Origin of the sequence: Salinicola corii (assembly GCF_008298015.1) — a bacterium.
GTDB classification, from domain to species: domain Bacteria; phylum Pseudomonadota; class Gammaproteobacteria; order Pseudomonadales; family Halomonadaceae; genus Salinicola; species Salinicola corii.
Genome location: NZ_VTPX01000001.1, coordinates 214,288 through 238,418, shown reverse-complemented (window position 1 = coordinate 238,418; position 24,131 = coordinate 214,288). Strand labels below are relative to the sequence as shown.

The following is a 24,131-nucleotide window of genomic DNA, read 5'->3' as shown; positions in this document are numbered from 1 at the left end:
TTTTCGACGGCGGTCGCATTCGACGGCTGTCACGCCGAGCATCGAACGATCCCACGGATACGATCCGACCCAATCTATCCAGGCTGGCGTTATGGGGAAGAGGATCGACCGTGCATTCTTGGATGCCTGCCCTTACGCACATGACATCAAGAAGAAATCATAGCGTTAACACTGAAGGAATCAAGCGGATGGCGATTTAAATTATCCATTAAAATCAGCTGTTTATTTATTATTAGACCAATGTTTAATGCCTTGAATAGACCTAAGTAGTAGAGAAAAAGCCACCTCCCACCGACAATATCGATGTTATAAAATGACACAAAATGATATCAGTTGCTCATGATATTCACTGAGCCAGGCCGGCCGCCCGGCCTCGCCAACCACCTTCTCGACAGGTCGAAAAACCAAGAGTGTCACCAGGGAGATGAGGTCGATGCCTCGAACCACGCTCGAAGATATTGCCCGACAAGCCGGCGTCAGCAAGATCACGGTCTCACGGGCCTTCTCTTCTCCGGAGAAGGTGCACACCGAGACCCGCGATCAGATATTGCGAATCGCCCGCGAACTCAACTACGTCTCCCAGTCGCAGGCGGTCAACCGCGATCCCGCGATCACGCGTACACTGGGCGTCGTCAATCCCAACATGAGCAACCCGTTCTTCGGCCGGATGACCCGGGAGATCACGCTGGCAGCCAGGGCCCGGGGCTATACGGTGCTGGTCTTCGATTCCTACGAGTCGGAAACCCTGGAAGACGAGGCGATCGGCAAGTTGATCGAATTCTCCGTCGATGCCGTCATCCTGTCGGTCATTTCCTCGGACATCGACTACCATCCGGCCTACCTGGATCGCCTCGAGGCGGCGGGCATTCCGGTCGTGCTGGTCGATCGCGAACTCAAGGCCGCTCACTACGGCGGCGTCTACATCGACAATCTCGACTGCGGCTATCAGGCCGGGCGCTACTGTCTGGAGAGGGGGATGGAGCAACTGCTCGCCGTGTCGGGCCCGGCCGACTCGATGGTCTCGATCGGACGCATGTCCGGGCTGCGTGAAGCGATCGGCAGCCGACCGGTATCGCTCGAGGTGATCTACAGCGATTTCAGCTTCGAGCCGGCCTACCGCGCGCTGCGCGACTATCTGCGCGATCACCCCTGGCCAGAAGCCATCATCGGGGCCAATAACCAGATCACCATGGCGGTGCTGAAGCTTTGTCACGAGCAGGGCATCGTGCCGCAGCAGGACATCCAGCTATTCAGCATCGACGACATCGAGCACAGCGACGTGTTCGGCGTGCATATCCCTTGCATTCACCACAATCTGCCGGAAATCGCGCAGCAAGCGCTGCAATTGGCGTTGGCGGCGATTCAATCGCCGGAACAACGTGGCTTCCGAACCGTGGTCCGGGGGCAACTCCGTGCTCACTGAATCCACTGAGGCGTGTAATGATGATCGGGTGTCCCGGGCGCCACGACATCAACGCTCAATCGGACGACGACGTCTCGCTGCCCGCATTATCCGCCTGCGCGGAAACCGGTGAGGCAGGCAACCAGACATCGGCCGCCAGGCCGCCCAGAGCGGCACGCTCCAGGCGCAGCGTGCCGCCATAGAGCATCATCAGATCCTCGACGATCGCCAGTCCCAGCCCGGACCCCCCGGAGCCGGAACCAGAGCCACGAGCATCCAGCCGTACGCCTCGGGCCAAGGCGGATTCACCTTGAGCGCGGGTCATCCCCGGACCGTCATCCTCGATCCGCAGGCGCACCCCCTGGGGTACCCGGGAGACTCGGAACATGACGCGACCGTCCGCCCAACGCAGCGCGTTCTCCAACAGGTTTCCCGTCAGTTCCTGAATATCCTGTGGGTCGATGCGCGCCGCCGCCCTGGGGTCGATATCGACATCGAAGCGTATGCCGCGGCGTTCGGCCAACTTGGCCAGCCCCTGGACGACAGGGGCGATCGCGTCGCGAATCGACACCCGCCCCGAGAACGCCACCCCGCCCGCTGCCGACGCTCGCGCCAGATGATGGCGCACCGCATCGTCGATACGTGTCAGTTCGGTATTGATTGGCTGGCGCTGCGCTTCAGGGAAACGCTCGGAGAGGGTCTTGAGCACGCTGACGGGAGTCTTCAATGCATGCGCCAGATTGCCTGCCGCCGCACGACCGCGCTCGATCAAGCGTCGGTCGCGTTCCAGCACCCCGTTCATGGCCAGCGCCAACTCCTTCAGCTCCACCGGCAACTGCGTGTCAAGCCGTTCGCTCTCGCCCTCCTCCACCGCCCGTAGATTGGCGGACATCCGCCTCAGTGGCGCGAGCCCCCAGCGCATCTGGAGCGCCAGACCCGCAAGCAGCAACACGCCAAAGGTGGCCAGCGACAGGATCAGCAGTCGCTCGAAGCGCCCGACCTCGTGATCCAGCTCCGCGGTCGAACCCGCCAGCGCCACGTGGATAACGTCGCGATAGCCCGGCAGCCGGAGATCACGTTCGATCATGCGAAGCGCGTCGTCACGCGGACCGCTGACTTCATAGATATTGACCCCCTCGTGGTGCCCGGGGACGGGCAGACGCTGGTCCCACAGCGAGCGCGAGGTCATGGTGAGATCGCCACCGTCGCTCACCTGCCAGTACCAGCCGGAATAGACGCGGTCGAAGCGAGCGTCGCCCAGTGAGCGATTGAGTTGAAGACGTTGACCGACGTTGTCGACCTGGATCCCGGCCAGCAGCGCATTGAGCTGGGATTCGAGCCGGCTGTCGAAGGAAGCGGTGGCGGACTGGCGAAAGTTGTAACTCAGCCCGATGCCGGCCAATGGCAGGAGCACGATGACCAGCATCAGTGACGCCACCAGCAGACGCGCGCCCAATGGCGCCAGGCGCAGGCGCTCGCCCAATCGCACCAGCCACCGAGGTTGCCACGCTTTCATGCCTTTGCCCTTCAAACGCCGGCCTCGAGATCGACCAGACGATAGCCCTGGCCTCGAAGCGTCTCGATCCGGGCGCGGCCGAACTTGCGGCGCAGTCGACTGATCTGCACGTCGATGACGTTGGAGTCGGGCTCATGGTCGCGGTTGTAGACATGCTCGACCAGTTCGGCCCGACTGACGATGCGTGGCGAGGCGTGCATCAGGTAGGAGAGCAGTCGGGACTCCTGCGCGGTCAACGTGATGGGGCGACCCGCCAGGGAGACGCTGCCGGAGTGTGTGTCCAGGGTCAGCTCCCCCACCCGAATCACCGGATGGGCATGACCGTGACTGCGCCGGACCAGCGCGCGCAGGCGAAACAGCACTTCCGCGGTCTCGAACGGCTTGACCACGTAATCATCGGCACCCGCGGAAAAACCCGCGGCCTTGTCGGACCAGCGCTCCCGCGCCGTCAGGACCAGGACAGGCAGGTCGATATCGTCCTCTCGCCACTGGGAGAGCCAGCGCGTACCGTCGCCATCGGGCAGACCCAGATCCAGGATGACCGCATCGTAACGTTCGGTGCGGACCAGATAGTCGGCCTCCCGCCCAGTGGTCGTCGACTCGATCAGCAACCCGGCCTCGGCCAGCGCATCCGCCAGCGCCTCGGCGAGAGCCGCATCGTCCTCGACCAACAGTACCTTCATTACCGACTCCGTGTTCAAGGCTTCGCTGGCGTCATCGCCAAGCGATGGTCCACGTCTGACATCACTTGCATGCAACGTCACCGATGCCAACGTGGCTGATGAAAAATAACTCAGGGCGACTTCTTCATCGCCTCGATATTGACTCCCTCGATGCTCAACAACTCGCCGTTGGTAGCGTCGAATTCGAATTCGACGACCTGTCCTCGAGGCCCGATCATTTCCACCTCATATTCGATCTTGCCATCCTCCTGCTCCAGCTCGACCTCGAGAATCTGCCCCTCATAGCGGGCTTCCAGCCAATCCATGATCTCGTCGATACCGACCAGATGGCCTTCCTTGACCTCCTTGTGGAGATCCCGCCAATTGTCGCCATCGGCACTCACGGGTACCAGTGCCCCGCTCATCATCAGCGGCATGGTCACGAGCAGCAGCATAAGAGGGTCGCGAAGTTTCATGCTATCAGTGTGCCGCAGTTGCCATGAATCCGACATGAACATTCAGTCGGACGAGCTCGGTTCGACATTCCGGTCATCGACGGGCGATTAACGCAACATGAATGTCGTCGTCAGTTCGACGCAAGGTCCTCGCGCGTATCGTATAACGGGTGACAGGGTCGGCTACGGCCGACTGGCGCAACCAGCGCCTACCGGAAAACGCTCCTCAGGAGGTCCGTCATGAAAAATCGTCTATGGGTACTCCCTGCCGTCGCGCTCGGCGGAGGCTTCGGCGCCAACGCCCTGGCGGGTGACACCACACTCTCCTACGGTCAATTGGAGAAGCTGCTCAACAGCGCCGAGGATTACGGTTTCAATCGCTACGAGAAACTGGATGCCGATCACGATGACAATCGATTCGAGATCGAAGGCTGGCGCGCCGATGGCTGGGAACTCGATGTCGCGATGACGCTGAACGAGGGCACGTTGATGCGCGAGAGTCAGCGGAAGTCGATCGCCCCCGACTGGGGTCTGACCAAGGAGGAGTTGAATGCCGCACTCTCGAAAGCCCGGGCCGAGGGGATGCAACATTTCGCGGAGCTCGAGGTCGATAGTGATGGGCATGTCGAGATCGAGGGCTACAATGCGCAGCAAGGGCAGTTCGAACTCGACCTGCACCGCGAGGAGCTGAATTCCGAACATCGCGACACTGGGAGTGCCAACGGATGACCGACAACCGCCAGAAGGACAACGCCGCCTGGCGCACCGCCCAGCAGTGGCGCGAGCGCGTTCAGCAGGCCCGCCCCAGCCACGGAGCCAGTGGCATCCGACTGCTACTGACCTGGCTGCTTTTCGGCGCAATGCTGATTATCGGCACCCTGCTCGGCCTCTTCCTGCTGATCATCGGCTGGGCGATGCTGCCGTTTCTCCGCCATCGAATGAACAAGCGCGCCGAGCAGGTTCGTGCGTCCCAGGCTCAGTACGCCGGCGGCAGCGCCGATCACGGCGGCGACGCCTCCCCCGGGCGCTCTCAGCGCGTGCTCGACGGCGAATACGAAGTCCGTTCGAAGAGCGACTGATCACGCCAATCCCGGCTGGCCCCCGCCGCCCTCGTCATTGATCGAACCGTCTCGCGGCGAACACGGAGCCGTCTCGGCCTCGATCCGTCCGCAATTCCAGCCCCTTCCAGAGACCTGACCGCGTGCGCCTCCTCGGCGTACGCGGTAGAGTCGGTTACGACCTTGGTAGAATTCGCGAGAACGATAGCACCGGCAGCGCATCGGCAAGATGACTCCGACAACAATAATTCGACACAGGGCTCCGTGACCCATGGAAGCGATCGACCGGCTGCTGCGTGCGGCCAAGATTTCCGAGATCGAGCAGTTGACCGGCCTGGCTGAAACCGCCGCCGTCGTTGGCGATATCAGCCATTTCGTGCATGCGCTGCAGCGCGAGCGCGGCGCCTCCAGTATTTATCTCGGCTCACAAGGCCGACGTTTCGCCACACAACGCCGACAGCGTATCGCCGACAGCCGGCAAGCCGAGATCACGCTTCGCCAGCGCCTCGAAGAGTGGGCAACCCCGCAAACCGACCGAGCCCCGCACCGGCTCGCCAACACCCGCCTGCTGATCCGGGTCGCCGCGGTCTGGCACGGGCTCGATGCGCTCCCCGGCATCCGCCTGGAGATCGACGCACACCGCCTGACCGCGGACGACGCCGTGCGGCTGTTCAACCGCCTGATCAGCAACCTGCTATCGGTCATCTTCGAAGCCGCGGATACCGCCGGCGACATCGAAATCACCCGCGTGCTGGTGTGTCTGTTCCACTTCATCCAGGGCAAGGAACTCGCCGGACAGGAGCGCGCCTGCGGCGCCTTCGGCTTCACGCTGGGCGCCTTCGACGAGGCCCATCGCCAGACGCTACGCCAATTGATCGATGCCCAGCAGCGCTGCTTCGAGACCTTCGCCGAATTCGCCAGTGCCGACCTGGCCTCTCGTTGGCGCCGGGAGCTCGACCAGCCGGTTCACGGCGCCATCGATCGGCTGCGTGAACTGGCGACGCAGGAGACACCGCTACCTGGCGATCTCGACGATCCCGGCGAGCAGTGGTTCGCGATCGCCACCCAGCGCATCGACGCCATGAAGGGGATCGAGGATCGTCTGGTCGAGGAGCTTCAGCACAGCTGCCGCGAGCGCATCGTCCAGACCGAACGCGACATCGAAAATGGCTCGGGTCCGCAGGAGGCATTGAATGGGGAGCCGTGGGCGGCTCCGCTGAACCTGCTGCTGGAGGTACCGGCCTCGGACCAGGCAGCGGGGCTTGGCGCCCTGACCGCCAATACGATGGATTCACGCTTCAGTCGCTCGCTGATCGACCTGGTACAGCTGCAGAACGCCAGGCTGCAGCAGATCAGCGACGAGCTCGAAACTACCCGCCGGACACTACGCGATCGCAAGCGGATCGATCGCGCCAAGGGGTTGCTGATGACGCACCGGCAGCTGTCCGAGGACGAGGCCTATCGGCTTCTCCGCAAGACCGCCATGGACCAGAGCAAGCCACTGATCGAGGTCGCCCAGAACGTGATCGACCTGGTAGAGATGCTCTCCTCGAAGCACCTCTGAACCCAGGCGAGCCTGAACCAGGATCTCGAACCGCCCGCCAGACGTTGTTGGTGCAGTGAGCGGGGTCGTTGCACCGACCTGAGGCTCCATCCGCTCGCGCTTCCGTCGTCGTGCATCACGGGATCGGGCTTATGTTGTTGAATCTCGTCGCTAACGGCGATTCTGGTACGCCTTCTGCTTGACTCGATGAGTTCGGACCAACGGCGGCCCGACCGGGGTGTCGTCAGACGACTCCCGACCCAATCATCGCCGGCGCCCGGCCAACGACGGTCGAGGCCCGCAACGGACAACGGCGTCCATCGCTTCTCATGCCCTGCATGACGAGCGATGGACGCCGTTTTTTCATGCCCGTCACCATCGGAGAGTGATCTTCATGGACATCCGCCACAAAGCCAACAAGATCCGCCTGTTCAGTTTCTTTACACCGCAGATGCGCGCCTTCCACCTGTCCTGGTTCGCCTTTCACGTCTGTTTCTTCGGCTGGTTCGGCATCGCGCCACTGATGGCCGTGGTGCGCGATGACCTGGATCTCTCCAAGACACAGATCGGCAATACCATCATCGCTTCCGTGGCGATCACCATCGCCGTCCGACTGGTCATCGGGCTGCTCTGCGACCGGCTCGGTCCACGCAAGACCTACACCTGGCTGCTCTGCCTGGGATCGCTGCCGGTCATGCTGATCGGTCTGGCCGATAGCTTCGAAACTTTTCTGCTGGCTCGACTGGCAATCGGCGCGATCGGCGCCTCTTTCGTCATCACCCAGTACCATTCGACCGTCATGTTCGCGCCCAACGTGGTCGGGACCGCCAACGCCACGACCGCCGGCTGGGGCAATCTCGGCGGCGGTACCACCCAGATCCTGATGCCGTTGGTGTTTTCCGGCGTGCTGATGCTGGGTGTCAGCGAAACGCTGGGCTGGCGACTGGCGATGGTCGTGCCGGGGATCGTGCTGTTCCTGACCGGCCTGGCCTACTACCACTTCACCCAGGACGCGCCCGACGGCAATTTCAGCGACCTGCGTGCCCGCGGCGAACTCCCTCCGGCCGCACGGGAACACGGCGCCATGCAAAGCTTTACCGCCGCCGCCAGGGATACTCGCGTCTGGGCACTGTTCGTGGTCTACGCGGCCTGCTTCGGCGTGGAACTCACGATCAACAACATCGCCGCGATCTACTTCTTCGATACCTTCTCACTGGACCTGGCCACCGCGGGGTTGATCGCAGGCCTGTTCGGCTTGATGAATCTGTTCGCCCGCACCCTCGGCGGCATCTTCTCCGACCTGTTCGCGCGTAACGGCGGGCTCAAGGGACGCGTACGCTGGCTGTTCATCGCGTTGTTGTGCGAAGGCATCGCGCTGATCGGCTTCGCCCAGATGCAGACCTTGGCCGTGGCGATCGGCATCATGCTGGTGTTCAGCCTGTTCGTGCAGATGGCAGAGGGTGCCACCTTCGGCGTCGTGCCGTTCATCAACAAGCAGGCGCTGGGCGCGGTGGCGGGGATCGTCGGTGCCGGCGGCAATGCCGGTGCCGTGGCCGCCGGCTTCCTGTTTCGCTCGGAATCGCTCTCCTATCAACAGGGTCTTTTCTATCTGGGTCTGGCAGTCATCGCCGCCTCGCTATTCGCGCTCGCGGTCAGGTTCTCCACGGAGACAGAAGCGACCGAAGATGCGGCCTATCGCCAGGCCGAGGGCGAGCGCCATGTCACTAGGGATGCCGAGCGGGGGCTGCTGTCGGCTGAGCGCGCACCCCTGCGATGACGCCTTGTCATCACGCCCCTCTCCATCGCGAGTCCATGCGATCTTCGCCGCTGCCTTCGGGTAGCGGCTTTTTTCAGAGGTCCTGGTGCATCAACGTGACGCGCTCGCCACGATAGATCACGGATTCGAAGGGCACCCAGCCCAGCCGCGCGTAGAGCGCCACCTGGTCGGGTGTGTAGAGATAAAGTCGCCGACAACCCGCTTCCCGGGCCTCGGTCTCCACCGTCGCCACCAATGCCGAGGCGATACCGCGGCCGCGCCAAGCCGGCAGGACGAAAACGGAGGCGAGCCAGGGCCCCATGGCGGGCCGAGTGCTCATGTCGCTGAGTGTCAGGCTCGCGGTAGCTATCGGCTCGCCATCGTTCATGACCACGAATACCGAAGGCACGCCTCTGGCACCGCAATCCTCGCGGGTGTCGTCCCGCCATTCGTCGAACGTCGTGTGCGGGTGGAGTCCGCCCCAGGCGTCGAAGGTCCAACGCGATACCGTTTCTATATCGAGCGTGTCAGCGCGGTCCAACCGAGAGATCTTCCAGTCCATCATGGCCCCACCCGTGATGCTGAATCCCAAGCCGATCGACGGCCTCGACGACTAGAGAGCCCGATAGATCCAACGCCGGAGCCGGCGTCGATTCAATGTCAGAGCTTCTTGATGTCAGACCCTGTTGATGTCAGACCTTCTTGACGAACTCGGACTTGAGCTTCATCGCTCCGATACCGTCGATCCTGCAGTCGATATCGTGATCGCCACCCACCAGACGAATGTTCTTGACCTTGGTGCCCACTTTCACCACCTGTGAAGAGCCCTTGATCTTGAGGTCCTTGATCACGGTGATGCTGTCGCCATCGACGAGCGGCGTGCCATGGGCATCGGTAACCCGTCGGTCGTCGGCATCACTGCTCGTGGCCTCGGAGAGGGTCCACTCGTGGGCACATTCGGGGCAGACGAGAACGCTGGCATCTTCGTAGGTGAATTCGGAACCGCACTGCGGGCAGGGAGGCAACTGGCTCATGGTCGTTCCTGATGGCTGGCTCATGGTCGTTTCCGATCGAGAGGAAGGCGCGGAGTTTACGCGCCGGCGGCCACCCTGCCCAGTGCCGTTCAGCGAGTCGTGGCCGTCGCGTCGCGTCCGACCCAGGCGCTGGCCATTGTCACCACGCTACCCACCACGATCAGGCACGGCGACGGCAAGGGGCTGGCGGCGAGTCGCTCCGGCATGTCCGCCAGCGTACCGACCAGGGCTTGCTGCTGCGACAGCGAGGCGTTGGCGGTCAGCATGATCGGCCAGTCGGAGGGCAGCCCGGCGCCAGTCAGACCTTGGCAGATGGTCTCGACACGACTCAACCCCATGTAGAACACCAGCGTCTCGTCACGCCGGGCCAAACCACGCCAATCGAGAACCTGGTCTTCGCGACAGGCCTGCGCAGTGATGAAGCGAACCTGCTGGGCATGGGCGCGATCCGTCAGCGGCATCCCCATGGCCGCTACGGCACCGGACGCGGCGGTGATCCCGGGGACGATCTCCGCCGGGATCCCGGCTTCGGCGAGCGCGGCAAGCTCTTCCCCCAGGCGACCGAAGATGCCCGGATCACCGCCCTTCAGCCTCACCACGCGTTTGCCGGCCTGGGCCAGGCGCACCATCAGGCGGCCGATCTCCGCCTGGGGCACGCTGTGGTGGCCGCGCGCCTTGCCGACGTAGTAGCGCTCGCAACCCCGTGGAAGCAGCGCCAGGATATCCTTGCCCACCAGCCGGTCGTAGACGATCGCCTCGGCGCGCTCGATCAGACCCGCGGCACGCAGCGTCAGCAGATCCGCCGCCCCCGGGCCGGCCCCGACCAGGTAGACGTGACCGCGCTCGGCCGACGACGTGCCTGTCGTCGAACGTCGGCCTTCGTTCGTCAGGCGCTCCCGGCCGGTCTGCCAGACGCGAGCCATCCATTGGCCCACCTTGATCGATACCGGGCGTGACGGGTTATACGCTGACATGGGCGCTCTCCTCTTCGAGCAGGGATTTCAATTCCGGCAGGCAGGAGCCGCATTGGGTACCGCAGGCAAGCCGCGCCCCCAGCGCCTCCACGCTGGTATCGCCGGCACGGATCGCCTCGACGATCGAACGCTGGCCGACCTGGTGGCAGCTGCAGACGATCGCTCCCTGATCGCGGGCACCGCTGGCACAACCGGCCAGGATGCGTCGGCGCGTGGCCGGGTCCAGCGACGCATCCGGCCCACGGGCGAAACAGGCATCCAGCCAGTGCAGGGCCGGCAACGCCGCCGGTGGCCCCACCATCAGCCACCACCGCAGTCGGCCCGCCTCGAGGCCGCTGGCGCGCAGCCGCTCCCGAGCGCTGTCCCGGCTCCACTGTGTCGCCGGTAGCGGCAGCCGGCTCTCGGCCCAGGCCAGCCAGTCGCGATTTTCCAACGCCGGCTCGCCGGCGAGCTGCCAGCGCAGGCTGTGAGCCATGGGAATGCGTGTCCAGTACGCGCAGTCGTCGCGTGGATCTACCGTCCCGGCGAGATCGCCGGCAACGATCAATGTCGCCTCCCAGGCCGTCTCGAGCGGTTTCAGGCTTACCGCGCCCTGTTTCGATTCGGGCTGACCGGAGATCGGATCGGTCATCGGCGCGATCAGCCCGCCGATCTTGGCCTGGCCGCTGAAGGCGTCGTTCCAGTGCATCGGCGCGAACAGCTCGCCACGTCGCTGGCCCTTGGCCAGTCGTGCTCGCGCCCGATACCGTCCCCCGATACCGTCGAGCTCGACCAGTTGCTGGTCAGCGATTCCATGGCTTTCAGCATCGGCGGGATGCATCTCGACGAAGGGCTCCTGCCGATGACTCATCAGACGAGACGCGCGCCCGGTACGGGTCATGGTGTGCCACTGATCGCGGATTCGTCCGGTATTGAGCCGCAGTGGTCGCTGAGCGCTGACCTCCTGCTGCGGGGCTCGCGGACGCACCGGCAGCAGTTTCGCCAGGCCGTCCGGCGTGGCGAAGTGGCCATCCTCGAACAGCCGGGCGGTGCCCCCGGGTGCGTGGCGGCCGACTGGCCACTGGATCGGCGCCAGTGCCTCGTAACTGGCCCGATCGAGCGCCGCTAGGCCGGATATGTCGAACAACCTGGCACCCTCGCCCGGTTTGTCGGATGCGTTCTCGAAACCCGAAAGCCGCGCATGTTCGGCGAAAATATCGGCGGGATGCGTATAGGCAAACGCCTCGCCAAAACCCAGTCCGGCCGCGACCTGGCTCATGATCCACCAATCGTGGCGAGCATCAAAGGGCGGCGGAAGCAACCCTCGCTGGCGCGAGATCCGACGTTCGGAATTGGTTACGGTGCCATCCTTTTCCGCCCAACTACTGGCCGGCAGCACGATATCCGCCACTCCCAGCACTTCGGCATTGGCCATGCAGTCGGAGACGATGACCAGCGGGCAGGCCGCCAGGATGCGCTTGATACGGTTGGCGTCGGGCATGCTGACGACCGGATTGGTGGCCATGATCCAGATCGCACGAATCTCGCCGCGTTCGATGGCGTCGAACAGCTCGACGGCCTTGTGCCCCGGCTCATTCGGCAACGTCGGCACGAGCGAGGCCGTCTGCCAGAAACGGGTGACCCGATCGATGGCGCCCGGCGTGTGGTAGTCCATGTGTGCGGCCAGCTGGTTGGCCAGCCCGCCGACTTCACGACCGCCCATCGCATTGGGCTGTCCGGTGATCGAGAACGGCCCGGCGCCCGGCAGGCCGATCTTGCCCCCGGCCAGGTGGCAATTGATGATCGCCTGGCACTTGTCGGTGCCGCTGCTCGACTGATTGATGCCCTGGGAGTAGAGCGTCACCACGTGCAGATGGGTCGCGAACCAGTAGAAGAAGGTCTCCAACCGTTCGGGATCGACATCGCAGTCGCGGGCGATGGCCGCGAGGCGGGTGTCGTCCTCGCGGGCGGCGTTCAGTGCCGCCTCGAATCCTTGGGTGTGGCGCTCCAGATAACGGCGATCGACCCGACCTTTCTCCTCCATCCACGCCAGCAGGCCATTGAACAGCCGCGCATCGCTACCCGGCGCGAGCCCCAGGTAGAGATCGGCAATCTCGCAGCTGTCGGTCACGCGCGGATCGATCACCACCACCCGCATCAATGGATTACGCGCCTTGGCCGCCTTCAGGCGTTGATAGAGTACCGGATGGTTCCAGGCCAGATTGGAACCCGCCAATACCACCAGTTCGGCGCACTCCAGGTCCTCGTAGCAGCACGGCACGGCATCGGCCCCGAAGGCACGCTTGTAGGCCGCCACCGCCGAGGCCATGCAGAGCCGTGAATTGGTATCCACGTGCGGCGTGCCGAGAAACCCCTTGAACAGCTTGTTGGCGACATAATAGTCCTCGGTCAGCAGTTGGCCGGACAGATATGCCGCCACCGCGTCTCGACCATGCTCGCGCTGCGTCGACGCCAACCGGCTGACCACGGCATTCAGCGCCGTCGTCCAATCCACCGGCTTGCCATCGACACGGGGGCGCAGCAAGCGCCCTTCCTCGCCCAGGGTTTCGTGCAGGGCGCTGCCTTTGACGCAGAGCCGGCCGAAATTGGCCGGATGCGTGCGATCTCCCTCGACGGCGCTCACCCGTTCGCCGTCATGCTCGACGACGACCCCACAACCGACGCCACAATACGGACAGGTAGTGGTGTCCTTAAAGGGAGGACAGGGGGTGGTGTCCCTAGAAGCCGGACAGGTAGAGGTGTCTTCGATAATCGAGCAGCCCTTGGCCTGCTGATCTGACATACGAGCCTCCAAAAACGCAAAAAGGCCTGACATCACCCAAGGTGACGTCAGGCCTCGTTGCCTGCTGACGGCGAATCAGATGACCCGCCGGCGCGTTATCGATAGGGTCATCGCCCCGAAGAAACCGATACCGCCGTTGGCATCGATGGTGTCGATCGAGACGAGAAATCTCTGATCAACTGCGTTGCATGCTCCAAAAAAAGCAAGAATGGGGCCAATATCGCCATGGAGACCGCAGAATAAGGTTTTGCCGCATTCGAACCAGGACGTTATCGGCGTCGCCCCAGCGCTTCGATGGATGACATGGCACGCATTGGTGCAATAGTCGCCGATTGCGCACCGATGTTGCGCAAATGCGGGAGTCAGGCATCTCTCGGAAACAGAAGACATTCCTCATCACACTGAAATGTCAGTGTCGAGGCTGCGTTGGCACGCTTTTCGCTTCGTCTAACATGACGACGACCAACGGCGGTCGCGTCGACGCGAAACGATGCCCGCAACGCTGTTGGCATCCATCGCATGACAGCGAGATAGACACTGTTCGAATTTCAGGCAAAGGCGCCTGATGCCGCGAAGCCCCGCTTCGTGTCATCAGGCGCCTTTTTCGTTGCTGGCCATCATCAGAAGGATAGCCACGACGGCGAATGGGAGAGACTTCATGTCCCAGAAAAGTAGCCAAGACAGGTTCCCGAACGCTTCCCGGAACTTGCCCTCGGATCCCTGCAGCGCTCCGACGCACCTGGTGATCGTCGGTAACGGCATGGCTGGCCATCGCCTGCTGAGCGCGTTGTTGAAACACCCGGAACGGCCAGAACGCATCACGGTCCTCGGCGAGGAATCCTCGGCGGCCTACAACCGCATCCTGTTGTCGTCGTGGCTGGCCGACGAGATCGAACGTGACGCACTCGATCTTCCCCTCGAAAATATCGCGACAGCGGGCGTGACGTGGCGGCTGGGCGAGCGCGTGGTCACGATCGACCGACAACGACGCCGGATCCACACCGACCGCGGCGAGCCGGTGGATTACGACCGCCTGGTGCTGGCGACCGGGTCGCGCCCTGCCCTACCGGACGTTCCCGGCATTCGACTGGGCAACGTGGGCGGGTTTCGCGATCTCGTCGATACGACCTGGCTCACATCTCGGCCCGCTGGCAGCCGTGCGGTCGTCCTCGGCGGCGGACTGCTGGGACTGGAAGCGGCGGAAGGTCTGCGCAAGCGAGGTCTGGCCGTGACCGTCCTTCAGCGCAGCGAGCGCTTGATGAACCGACAACTGGATGAGACCGCGGCGAGCTGGCTACGTAGCGAGCTGGAAGGTCGCGGCCTAGCCATCGAGACCCACGCGCGACTCGCCGCCTGCGAAGGCGATGCCGATGGCAACGTGACCACGGTGCGGCTGGAAGATGGCCGCCGACTGCCTGCCGCCTGCGTGGTGGTCGCCACCGGTATCACACCCCATACGGCGTTGGCCCGACAATCCGGGCTGAATGTCGCCCGCGGTATCGTCGTCGATGCGACGCTGACGACCAGCGATCCCGCCATTCACGCCCTCGGCGAATGCTGCGAGTTCGAAGGGCGCACCTACGGCCTGGTCGATCCCATCTGGCGACAGGTGGAGGTGCTGGCCGCTCGGCTCTGCAGTCAGCCCACCGGCGGCTATCGCGAAAGCCCGTGCGCGACCCGGCTCAAGGTCGCGAATATCTCGATCTATGCGTTTGGCCCGGTCGAGACCCCGCCCGGGCACGAAACACTCGTCTACGCCGATCCCGAGAACGGCGACTATCGCCGACTGCTGCTGCACGACAATCGACTCGTCGGCGCGGTGCTCTACGGCGACACCACCGCCGGGCCCGGTTACTTCCATCACGCCCGTGAAGAACACGATCTGAGCGCCTGCCGTGAAGTACTGCTGTTCGGCGCCGATGACGCCACACGACTTCTGGCCGAAAGCGCCACTCGGAAATTGGAGGAAGCGGCATGACACACGCTCCTGCCACGACGCATACCCCTGTCGCGACGACCGACAAGCCCCGCCTGCTGGTGATCGGCAACGGCATGGTCGGCCACTACTGCCTGGAACAACTGGTAGAGCGCGGTGCCCACCATCGCTACACGATCACCGTCTTCGGCGAGGAGCGCCATCGAGCCTACGACCGCGTGCACCTGTCCGACTACTTCAGCGGCAGCGACGCCGATGCGCTGGCGCTGGGCGAAGCGGATTTCTGCGCACGTCACGGTATCGACCTGCGCCTGGGCGAAGCGGTCACCGCGATCGACCGCAGCGCCCGCAACGTCGTCACCGAGTGCGGCCGCTACGCTTTCGATCAGTTGATCCTGGCAACCGGCTCTTACCCCTTCGTGCCGCCGATCCCCACGCCCGAGACAGACGACAGCGGCCATGCCCGTCTGGTCTATCGAACGCTGGACGATCTCGACCGCATCCGCGAGGCGGCGCTGTCGCTGGAAGATCGGGAAATCCGCCGCGGCGTCGTGGTCGGGGGTGGCCTGCTGGGCCTCGAGGCCGCCAACGCGCTCACGTCGCTGGGGCTCGAAGCCCATGTGGTCGAATTCGCCCCTCGCCTCATGCCGGTGCAACTGGACGCGGAAGGTGGCGACGCTCTCAAGCGCCAGATCGAAGCGCTAGGCGTGCAGGTACATCTCGCCCGTGCCACGAGTGACATCGGGACCGGCGATACTCACCGCTACCGCATGAACTTCGCCGACGGCGAGTGGCTGGAGACCGACATGATCGTGTTCTCGGCCGGCATCCGCCCCCAGGATCGGCTGGCACGGGAGTGCGGTCTCGAGATTGGAGAGCGTGGTGGTATCGTGATCGACGACACCTGCCATACCTCCGACCCGGGCATCTTCGCGATTGGCGAATGTGCGCTGTGGAACGGTCAGGTCTTCGGCCTGGTGGCCCCCGGCTACACCATGGCGCGCACCGCGGCCGGCTGTCTGCTGGATAGCTGCGAGCCGTTCGGCGGTGCCGACATGTCGACCAAGCTCAAGCTGCTTGGCGTCGACGTCGGCTCCATCGGTGATGCGCATGCGGCAACCGAAGGCGCCGTGAGTTACCGCTTCATCGACGAAGCCGGTCACGGCTACCGCCGCCTGGTGGTCTCCGCCGACGGCAAGCGCGCCCTGGGCGCCGTGCTGGTGGGGGACAACAGCTACTACGATACGCTGCTGCAGTACGTGCAGAACGGCATCGCGCTGCCCGCCGACCCTGCCAGCCTGATCCTGCCCCAGGGCGAGGGCGCGCCGCTGCTGGGCGCGGATGCCCTGCCGGAAAGCGCCACGATCTGCTCGTGTCACAACGTCTCCAAAGGGGCTGTCTGCCAGGCGGTCGACGCCGGCTGTACCGACCTCGGCGCGCTCAAGGGGGAAACCAAAGCGAGCACCGGTTGCGGCGGCTGCACGGCACTGCTCAAGCAGGTCTTCGAGCATGAACTCGAAAGCCGTGGGGTCGAAGTCGACCGCAGTCTGTGCGAGCACTTCGCCTACACCCGCCAGGAGCTCTACGGCCTCATCCGGGTCGAGGGCATTCAAAGCTTCGAGGCGCTCCATGCCCGTCACGGCAAGGGGCGGTTGGGCTGCGATATCTGCAAACCGGCCATCGCCTCGATCCTCGCCTCGTGCTGGAACGCGCCGATCACCAATCCCTCGCTGGTGCCACTGCAGGACACCAACGATACCTTCATGGCCAACATGCAGAAGAATGGCACCTATTCGGTGGTGCCGCGCATTCCCGGCGGGGAGATCACTCCGGACAAGCTGATCGCCATCGGCGAAGTGGCCAAGAAGTACGACCTCTACACCAAGATCACCGGCGGCCAGCGTATCGACCTGTTCGGCGCCCAGTTGCATGAACTTCCGGACATCTGGAGCGAGCTGATCGCCGCCGGCTTCGAGACCGGCCACGCCTACGGCAAATCCACCCGCACCGTGAAGTCCTGCGTCGGCAACACCTGGTGTCGCTATGGCGTTCAGGACAGCGTCGCCATGGCACTGACCATCGAGAATCGCTACAAGGGGCTGCGCTCGCCTCACAAGCTGAAGTTCGCCGTCTCCGGCTGCACCCGGGAATGCGCCGAAGCCCAGAGCAAGGACGTCGGCGTGATCGCCACCGAGAATGGCTGGAATCTCTACGTCTGTGGCAATGGCGGCATGCGTCCGCGCCATGGCGAGTTATTCGCCACCGATCTCGACGATACCGAACTGCTGCGCATCATCGACCGGCTGCTGATGTTCTACATTCGCACCGCCGACCGCCTGCAGCGCACCTCGGTGTGGCGCGAGAACCTGGAAGGCGGGCTCGATTATCTCAAGGCGGTCATCCTCGAAGACAGCCTGAGACTGAGTGGCGAACTCGAGGCCCAGATGCAACACGTGGTCGATCAGTACGAGTGCGAATGGGCCAACGCGCTCAAGGATCCGGACAAGCTCAAGCGCTTCCGCACTTTCGTCAACGACAAGCGCAGCGATCCCGACATCATCGCCGTCAGCGAACGCGACCAGCCCCGGCCTGCGCGCCCCGAAGAGATTGCCGCACTGGCGGTGGAGGTAACGTCATGAGCGAACTCATCCTGGAAACCGAGGCAGCACGGTCTGCCTCCTCTTCACACCCCGTTCGCCTGTGCAGCCGGGCGGACCTGGTTGCCGGCTCCGGCATCGTCGCCTGGCATGATGGCCATCAGATAGCGCTTTTCTTTCTACCGGGTCGGCCCGAAGCCGCCGACAGGCTTTCTCACTCGCCCGAAGCCGCGGGAGAGCCTATCAAACCGCCCGAGGCCGCGGGAGAGCTGTACGCCCTCGACAATCGCGATCCGTTTTCCGGCGCCAACGTGATCGGCCGCGGCATCATTGGCGATCTCAAGGGCGAGCTGGTCGTCGCCTCCCCGATCTACAAGCACCACTTCCGGCTGACGGACGGCCAGTGCCTCGAGGATCCTTCGCAACGCCTGCGCACATGGGTCGTGCGCTGGAACGGTGACGATGTGGAGCTATTGCTGTAGGAGAACCCATGTTCAGCCTAACCGGATTGGCCGATAAGTGCCGACTCTGCAAAGGAGTTATTCCCCGCACCTGCAAAGTCACGTCTTGCCTCAGCCCGGACGGGGCACCGCGCTCAATGTCAATTCTATGGCATCATGTCGCCAGTATTCGTCATCACAGTCGACGATCCGGCCATTCTGGTCGCGATTGACTCGCGTAATTCGTTGCGCCGGCGTGCCTGGCGCTGCGTATAGCGCCTCCCCCGCCGGCCCGCCAAAGACAGTGGAACCAAGTTCGTAGTCTACCCGCGAAATACGAATGGCGTACTCCTGCCGATAGAGTGCGGTCAGTGACATCCCCTCGAGATCGAAGGACAGGATCCCGGGGAAGCAGTCAGGCCGCAGATGATGCTCAACGTATAGCACCCGACGGCCATCGATGGCTCGGGCCCGTACGATTCGATAAACAGGAGCGCTTTCGGGCAGCCCCAATCGTTGTGAAATCCCTCGTGACGCGGCAACGGTTTCGGCTGATAACAAATGCGTCATGGCCTGCCGCTGCTGCGACTCGACCATTTCATGGAACGGCAGGCCCGCGAGCAATTCATAGCGCAGTCTTGGCGCCGCCGCGAACCAGCCACGACGACTTTCCCGGTAGATCCGACCGGCATTCTCCAATTGGCCAAGCGCTTCCCGCAACGTGATTCTCGTGGTTGAAAACGCCAGCATCATCTGACGTTCCGATGGCAGGCGACGGCTCCCCTTTTCTGGCAGTCCATGAACCAATTCGAGTAGCGCCTCCCTCAGACGGCTGGCCTGAGGCGACAACGATTGCTCCGCAGAGGCGTTGTCGGAAGCGTCGTATTGAGCCATCGAAGTCATCCAGCAATCCTGGTCTAGTTCAGTTCTTTGCCTAGAAGGTATCCAGCCATCATGTCTGTTCCATGACAAATGAGCACCTGAATTCCGACTCAATCACGTCACCACACTGCCATCCCGCTGACACCTCTTCGTCACATGCGACCTTTAGCCTGACTTACGCCTAATCTGGACTAGACCATGATCCTTTGACTCTTGCCTCGATGTTTATCCAAGGAGCCGCCGTCTTGAGATCGCCTCGTTTTCCATTCGCTCGTTTATCAGTGACCGGACTAATCGGTCTGACGTTAATTTCTGGCCAAGCCCTGGCCGACCAATCCGACATGGACGCACTGGTCACCGCCGCCAAACAGGAAGGTCGTGTCGACAGCGTCGGCATGCCCGATAGCTGGGCCAACTGGAAGGACACCTGGGCCGACCTGAAACAGCAATATGGCCTGGATCACGCCGACACCGACATGAGTTCCGCCGAAGAGATCGCCAAGTTCAAGGCAGAGGGAGACAACGCCAGCGCCGACATTGGCGACGTGGGTATCGCTTTCGGGCCGATTGCCGTACAGCAGGGCGTCACTCAGCCCTACAAGCCTTCCACCTGGGATCAGGTTCCCGACTGGGCCAAGGATAAAGACGGCCACTGGGCACTGGCCTATACCGGCACCATCGCGCTGATGATCAATAAGGAGCTGGTGCCGGAGAACGAGCGACCGCACGCCTTCGCCGACCTGCTCGAAGGCGACTATAGCGTTGCCGTCGGTCCGGTGGGCCAGGGGGCGCAGAACAACAGCGCCGTGCTGGCCGCGGCCTACGCTCGTGGCGGAGACGAGAGCAACCTGAAGCCCGGCTTGGAGCTATTCGCCGAACTCGCCAGGCAGGGTCGCCTGTCGCTGGCCGACCCCAATATCGCGGCACTGGAAAAAGGAGAAGTCGAGGTCGGACTGCTATGGGACTTCAATGCCCTGAATTACCGTGACCAAATCGACCCCGATCGCTTCGAGGTGGTGATCCCGTCCGATGCATCCGTCATCTCCGGCTATTCCACCATCATCAACAAGTACGCCAAACACCCCAACGCGGCCAAGCTAGCGCGTGAGTACATCTTTTCCGATGCCGGTCAGGCCAATCTGGCCAAGGGTTACGCTCGCCCGATCCGCGCCGAGCATTTGAATTTGGACACAAAGACCGCTGCCAAACTTCTGCCCAACAGCGAATACGCCAACGCGCGACCAATCGAGAATTTTGACGCCTGGGAGCAGAGCGCCCATCAATTGCCACAGCTGTGGCAATCCGAAGTCCTCGTACACCAACACTGACCCCTCTGTGTCACCGCCGCCCCACGCGGGGCGGCTCGGAGCCATTCACATGTCCAACCGCGTCATCCTGGTCATTCTCGATGGCCTCAGTCATACCGTGGGCCATCATGCCATGGGGCATCTCAACGCCTTGTGCGAGGTGGGCCGCGGCACCTATCACTCGCTGGATTGCGAGCTGCCGGCGATATCGCGACCGCTCTACGAATGTCTGCTGACAGGAGATCGCCCGGTGGACTCCGGCGTGGTCAACAACGACGTGGTACGGCGCTCTCTCGGTACCAGCCTATTCGATCTTGCCACCCAGCAAGGTCGCCGAACCGCCGCTGCGGCGTATCATTGGATTAGCGAGCTCTACCTCGAGGCACCGTTCGATCGCACTCGGCACCGCTTCCGACACGATGCCGACGTCGCCATTCAGGCCGGTCTTTTCTACTGGCGCGACCACTATCCCGATGATCATCTGTTCAGCGATGCCGAGATGTTGCGTCGACTGCATGACCCGGACTTTCTACTGGTACACAGCATGAACATCGACGATACCGGCCATCGTCATGGCGGTGACTCTCCGCAATACCGCAACGCTGCCCGCCAGGCGGACATCGCCCTCGCCGATTACCTTCCCCGCTGGCTGGCTGCGGGATACCAGGTGATGGTGACCGCCGACCACGGCATGAATGCCGATCGCTCCCATTCCGGCACACTGCCCGAGGAGCGTCACGTCCCCCTCTGGACACTGGGTAGCGGCTTCTCGTCGCAACGCGTGACCGACCTCAGGCAAACCGAGGTCTGCGGTACCCTGGCGACCCTATTGGGGCTACATCACGACAAGACACTCAATGCCGCACTACTGAGCGATGAGAGCACCGCGCAATGATCCGAGGACACCGCTGGTCGCCCGCGCTGCTGTGTCTTCTGCCCTTTGCGCTGGTATTCTGCGCGTTTCAGCTCGCACCACTGGGTTACGTCGCCTTGAGCGCCTTCCGCGTTGGCACGGGCTGGGGGTTCGATCACTTTCGTGAGATCGCGGCATCGACGTTCTACCGTCAAGCAATGTGGCGAAGCATCGAAATCGCCCTGGTATCTAGCCTCGCTGGTCTGCTCATCGCTACGCTCGCCTGCTACGGCCTTTCCCGCGTCGGCGGCGGCACGCGAAGGGTGCTCATCGCCTTCACCAACATGACCAGCAATTTCGCCGGCGTGCCACTGGCCTTCGCGTTCATCATCCTGCTGGGCGCCAACGGCGCATTGACGCTGGCGCTCCAACGCTTCGGACTATTCGAATCGTTCAGCCTCTACTCCCGGACCGGCTTGATGATCATCTACACTTGGTTCCAGGTTCCGCTCGGCATGCTACTGCTACTGCCTGCCTTCGCCGGACTCCGTTCGGAGTGGCGAGAAGCCGCCAGCCTGCTCGGCGCGGGGCGAGTCGCTTACTGGCGCCACATCGGGCTCCCCGTGCTCTGGCCGAGCATGATGGGGACGCTGACGATTCTGCTCGCCAATGCCATTGGCACCTACGCCACGGTCTTCGCGCTGGTCGGCAACAACTACAACCTGTTGACGATCCGCATCGCCAATCTGGTCTCGGGAGACTTGTTCCTGCAACCCGAGCTGGCAAGCGCGTTGTCGCTGATCACGATCGCCCTGCTGACAGCGATGACACTCGTGCAGCAGCACCTGCTCCGGGGAAGAACCCATGTCGAGTAACGCTGATCGCCGTCGGTCGGCCACGGGTGGCGGGCTACCCCTGCACTGGTGGATCCTTGCCCCCATCTTCGTCTCGCTCTCTCTGCCACTTGCCGCCACACTGTTATATGCGCTGGCCACACGCTGGGGAGCGACGCTGCTACCCGATGGGCTGACCCTCGACTGGATGCTGAGACTCTGGCATACGCCACGCTTCCTGGAAGCCTTCGGACGCTCGATGTTTGTGGTAGCGAGCTCGCTGTTGCTCTCGCTCGTACTGATTCTGCCGGTGGCGTTTCTCGCTCGTACTCGCTTTCCGTGGCTGGAGCGCTGGATGGACGTGCTCGTCCTGACCCCGTTCGCGGTACCGCCGGTGGTCTCTTCCGTGGGGTTGCTGCAACTCTACGCCGGCGGCCCGCTTCCCCTGGTGGGGACGCCGTGGATTCTGATCTTCACCTATGTGTCGATCGCCCTGCCCTTCATGTATCGCTCGCTGATCAACAGTCTGCGTGGATTCGATGCCGCCGAACTGATGGACGCCGCACAATTGCTCGGCGCGAGCCCGCTCGTCGCCTTCCTGCGGGTGGTGCTTCCCAACATGCGCCTGGGCATTCGTATCGCGGTCTTCCTGTCGTTCTCGTTTCTCATCGGCGAGTTCGTCTTCGCCAATCTGCTCGTCGGCACGCGCTTCGAGACGCTTCAGATCTATCTCTTCAACGTGCGCCGTGAAAGCGGTCATTTCACCAGCGCGCTCGTCATCACTCTGTTCCTGTTCATCCTCATTCTCACTTGGCTCGGCAATGGCCGAAGTGAGGTCGCCGCCCCGAAGGACCGCAATCGATGACTACGACCCATGCCCCCCAAAATCTCGTGACGTCGATCAGCGATACGCCCGTCCCCTCTCCGACGACCTCCGACAACGCACCGAACTATCTGCGCCTGCGGGGCCTCTCCAAATCGTTTGGCGACACTCCGGTCTTCCAGAATATCGATGCCGATATCGTGCAAGGCGAGTTCGTGACCCTGCTGGGCCCCTCCGGCTGCGGAAAGTCGACACTGTTGCGAGCAATCGCCGGACTCACCGATATCGACGCCGGCGAGATCGAGGTCGATGGCGAAATCATTACCCGGCTCCCACCGCAGAAGCGCGATATCGGCATGGTCTTCCAGCACTATGCGCTGTTTCCCAACATGAGCGTGCGCGACAACGTCGCCTTTGGCCTGAGGATGCGTCGCGTGGCGCCGCGATCCCGTCGCGAACGCGTCGAAGAGACGCTGGCACTGGTCGAGCTGGGCGACCACGCACACAAGTATCCGCATCAGCTTTCCGGTGGTCAGCGCCAGCGTGTCGCGCTGGCGAGGTCGCTGGTCACACGTCCACGCATTCTGCTGATGGACGAGCCCCTCTCCGCACTGGATGCCAAGATTCGCCAACATCTGCGCGACCAGATTCGCGAGATACAGCAGCAACTGGCGCTGACGACTCTGTTCGTGACCCATGACCAGGAAGAAGCGCTGATGCTTTCCGATCGCATCTTCCTCATGGGCCAGGGGCGCATCCTGCAGCAGAGCGATGCGGAATCGCTCTATACCCGCCCGGCCAGCGCAGAGGTCGCCGAGTTCGTCGGCGCCTACAACCGGCTCGATGCTCGTGCGGCGAGACGTCTACTCGGGCAGCACGTCGACGGCAGGAAACTCGCTCTGCGCCCCGAAGCACTCTACCTGATGGAGGAAAATGGCCAAGGTTACCTTCCGCCCAACCCGGGCCCGGCTTGCACGGGATTGATCGTCAAGCGCCAGCTTCTGGGCAACGTCATCCGCTACCGTGTGGACTGCGATGGCATGACTCTGAATGTCGACACGCTCAATCGAGGTCGGCGTTTTCTTCGACCGGAAGGAAGCCAGGTCGTGGTCTACGCCGATGTTGACGAAGCACGAGTGCTTTAGACGTGGCAGTTGAACCAGCAACGCTGCCAACTGGGCCGGCCAGGAGCGATTGTTGACGTCGCTACGCGACGGCCCGGAGGGTGACGTGACTATCAGGGATCGCAGGTACAAAAAAAGCCCGCGCAAGAGGGGG

Annotated in this window: 21 protein-coding genes; 13 read left to right on the top strand and 8 right to left on the bottom strand. The window is 63.1% G+C overall.

Annotated elements, in window-relative coordinates:
• The first annotated feature begins 433 nt into the window (after positions 1 to 433).
• On the top strand, positions 434 to 1,423 hold the full coding sequence (locus F0A16_RS01080) for a LacI family DNA-binding transcriptional regulator (protein WP_149433552.1): 990 nt from the start codon (positions 434 to 436) through the stop codon (positions 1,421 to 1,423).
• Between the two features lie 55 nt (positions 1,424 to 1,478).
• Here the strand turns inward: F0A16_RS01080 and F0A16_RS01075 are convergent, their stop codons facing one another.
• The 3 genes from F0A16_RS01075 to F0A16_RS01065 form a co-directional block, all read right to left on the bottom strand.
• Positions 1,479 to 2,918 carry a sensor histidine kinase gene (locus F0A16_RS01075; RefSeq protein ID WP_187775872.1) on the bottom strand — a complete coding sequence of 480 codons (1,440 nt, stop codon included), beginning with the start codon at positions 2,916 to 2,918 and terminating at the stop codon, positions 1,479 to 1,481.
• Between the two features lie 11 nt (positions 2,919 to 2,929).
• Positions 2,930 to 3,601, bottom strand: coding sequence for a response regulator (locus F0A16_RS01070; protein ID WP_149433551.1), 672 nt, complete (start codon positions 3,599 to 3,601; stop codon positions 2,930 to 2,932).
• 110 nt (positions 3,602 to 3,711) lie between these two features.
• Positions 3,712 to 4,035 carry a PepSY domain-containing protein gene (locus F0A16_RS01065; protein ID WP_239023668.1) on the bottom strand — a complete coding sequence of 108 codons (324 nt, stop codon included), beginning with the start codon at positions 4,033 to 4,035 and terminating at the stop codon, positions 3,712 to 3,714.
• A gap of 240 nt (positions 4,036 to 4,275) precedes the next feature.
• Here F0A16_RS01065 and F0A16_RS01060 point away from each other — a divergent pair, with 240 nt between their 5' ends.
• The 4 genes from F0A16_RS01060 (at position 4,276) to F0A16_RS01045 (ending at position 8,413) form a co-directional block, all read left to right on the top strand.
• Entirely contained in the window at positions 4,276 to 4,764 is a 489-nt protein-coding gene (locus tag F0A16_RS01060) for a hypothetical protein (RefSeq protein WP_149433549.1), read from the top strand.
• Entirely contained in the window at positions 4,761 to 5,114 is a 354-nt protein-coding gene (locus F0A16_RS01055; RefSeq protein ID WP_149433548.1) for a hypothetical protein, read from the top strand. Before F0A16_RS01060 ends, F0A16_RS01055 begins: the two co-directional genes overlap by 4 nt.
• Positions 5,115 to 5,364: 250 nt before the next feature.
• On the top strand, positions 5,365 to 6,657 hold the full coding sequence (locus F0A16_RS01050; RefSeq protein WP_149433547.1) for a nitrate regulatory protein: 1,293 nt from the start codon (positions 5,365 to 5,367) through the stop codon (positions 6,655 to 6,657).
• Positions 6,658 to 7,030: 373 nt separating this feature from the next.
• Positions 7,031 to 8,413: a NarK family nitrate/nitrite MFS transporter gene (locus F0A16_RS01045; protein WP_149433546.1), complete on the top strand. Its 1,383-nt coding sequence runs from the start codon at positions 7,031 to 7,033 to the stop codon at positions 8,411 to 8,413.
• 73 nt (positions 8,414 to 8,486) lie between these two features.
• Here the strand turns inward: F0A16_RS01045 and F0A16_RS01040 are convergent, their stop codons facing one another.
• The 4 genes from F0A16_RS01040 to F0A16_RS01025 form a co-directional block, all read right to left on the bottom strand.
• Positions 8,487 to 8,957: a GNAT family N-acetyltransferase gene (locus F0A16_RS01040; RefSeq protein WP_149433545.1), complete on the bottom strand. Its 471-nt coding sequence runs from the start codon at positions 8,955 to 8,957 to the stop codon at positions 8,487 to 8,489.
• A 127-nt stretch (positions 8,958 to 9,084) separates the two neighbouring features.
• Complete coding sequence (locus F0A16_RS01035; protein ID WP_149433544.1) at positions 9,085 to 9,426, bottom strand: zinc ribbon domain-containing protein YjdM; 342 nt, start codon at positions 9,424 to 9,426, stop codon at positions 9,085 to 9,087.
• Positions 9,427 to 9,515: 89 nt separating this feature from the next.
• A complete protein-coding gene (gene cobA / locus F0A16_RS01030; RefSeq protein WP_239023667.1) occupies positions 9,516 to 10,400 on the bottom strand; it encodes a uroporphyrinogen-III C-methyltransferase in 885 nt (294 codons plus the stop codon).
• Positions 10,387 to 13,182, bottom strand: a complete 2,796-nt coding sequence (locus tag F0A16_RS01025) for a nitrate reductase (RefSeq protein WP_149433543.1) — start codon at positions 13,180 to 13,182, stop codon at positions 10,387 to 10,389. Before F0A16_RS01025 ends, cobA begins: the two co-directional genes overlap by 14 nt.
• 658 nt (positions 13,183 to 13,840) lie before the next feature.
• Between F0A16_RS01025 and F0A16_RS01020 the strand changes: the two genes are divergently transcribed.
• From F0A16_RS01020 to nirD, 3 genes are read left to right on the top strand one after another with little or no spacing between them, the layout of a single operon-like run.
• Complete coding sequence (locus F0A16_RS01020; protein WP_149433542.1) at positions 13,841 to 15,160, top strand: NAD(P)/FAD-dependent oxidoreductase; 1,320 nt, start codon at positions 13,841 to 13,843, stop codon at positions 15,158 to 15,160.
• Positions 15,157 to 17,757, top strand: coding sequence for a nitrite reductase large subunit NirB (gene nirB, locus F0A16_RS01015; protein WP_149433541.1), 2,601 nt, complete (start codon positions 15,157 to 15,159; stop codon positions 17,755 to 17,757). Before F0A16_RS01020 ends, nirB begins: the two co-directional genes overlap by 4 nt.
• Positions 17,754 to 18,197: a nitrite reductase small subunit NirD gene (nirD, locus tag F0A16_RS01010; RefSeq protein WP_149433540.1), complete on the top strand. Its 444-nt coding sequence runs from the start codon at positions 17,754 to 17,756 to the stop codon at positions 18,195 to 18,197. The genes nirB and nirD overlap by 4 nt, the downstream gene beginning before the upstream one ends.
• Before the next feature lie 90 nt (positions 18,198 to 18,287).
• Here the strand turns inward: nirD and F0A16_RS01005 are convergent, their stop codons facing one another.
• Positions 18,288 to 19,049: a UTRA domain-containing protein gene (locus F0A16_RS01005; protein WP_149434072.1), complete on the bottom strand. Its 762-nt coding sequence runs from the start codon at positions 19,047 to 19,049 to the stop codon at positions 18,288 to 18,290.
• 329 nt (positions 19,050 to 19,378) lie between these two features.
• Between F0A16_RS01005 and F0A16_RS01000 the strand changes: the two genes are divergently transcribed.
• The 5 genes from F0A16_RS01000 to F0A16_RS00980 are packed head-to-tail and all read left to right on the top strand — an operon-like array spanning position 19,379 to position 23,998.
• Positions 19,379 to 20,365, top strand: coding sequence for an ABC transporter substrate-binding protein (locus tag F0A16_RS01000; protein ID WP_239023665.1), 987 nt, complete (start codon positions 19,379 to 19,381; stop codon positions 20,363 to 20,365).
• Positions 20,366 to 20,414: 49 nt separating this feature from the next.
• Positions 20,415 to 21,239: an alkaline phosphatase family protein gene (locus F0A16_RS00995; RefSeq protein ID WP_149433538.1), complete on the top strand. Its 825-nt coding sequence runs from the start codon at positions 20,415 to 20,417 to the stop codon at positions 21,237 to 21,239.
• Positions 21,236 to 22,072 (top strand): ABC transporter permease, encoded by an 837-nt coding sequence (locus F0A16_RS00990; RefSeq protein WP_149433537.1) that lies wholly within the window; start codon positions 21,236 to 21,238, stop codon positions 22,070 to 22,072. The genes F0A16_RS00995 and F0A16_RS00990 overlap by 4 nt, the downstream gene beginning before the upstream one ends.
• Positions 22,062 to 22,895, top strand: coding sequence for an ABC transporter permease (locus F0A16_RS00985; protein WP_149433536.1), 834 nt, complete (start codon positions 22,062 to 22,064; stop codon positions 22,893 to 22,895). The genes F0A16_RS00990 and F0A16_RS00985 overlap by 11 nt, the downstream gene beginning before the upstream one ends.
• Positions 22,892 to 23,998, top strand: coding sequence for an ABC transporter ATP-binding protein (locus tag F0A16_RS00980; protein ID WP_149433535.1), 1,107 nt, complete (start codon positions 22,892 to 22,894; stop codon positions 23,996 to 23,998). The genes F0A16_RS00985 and F0A16_RS00980 overlap by 4 nt, the downstream gene beginning before the upstream one ends.
• Positions 23,999 to 24,131: the final 133 nt, after the last annotated feature.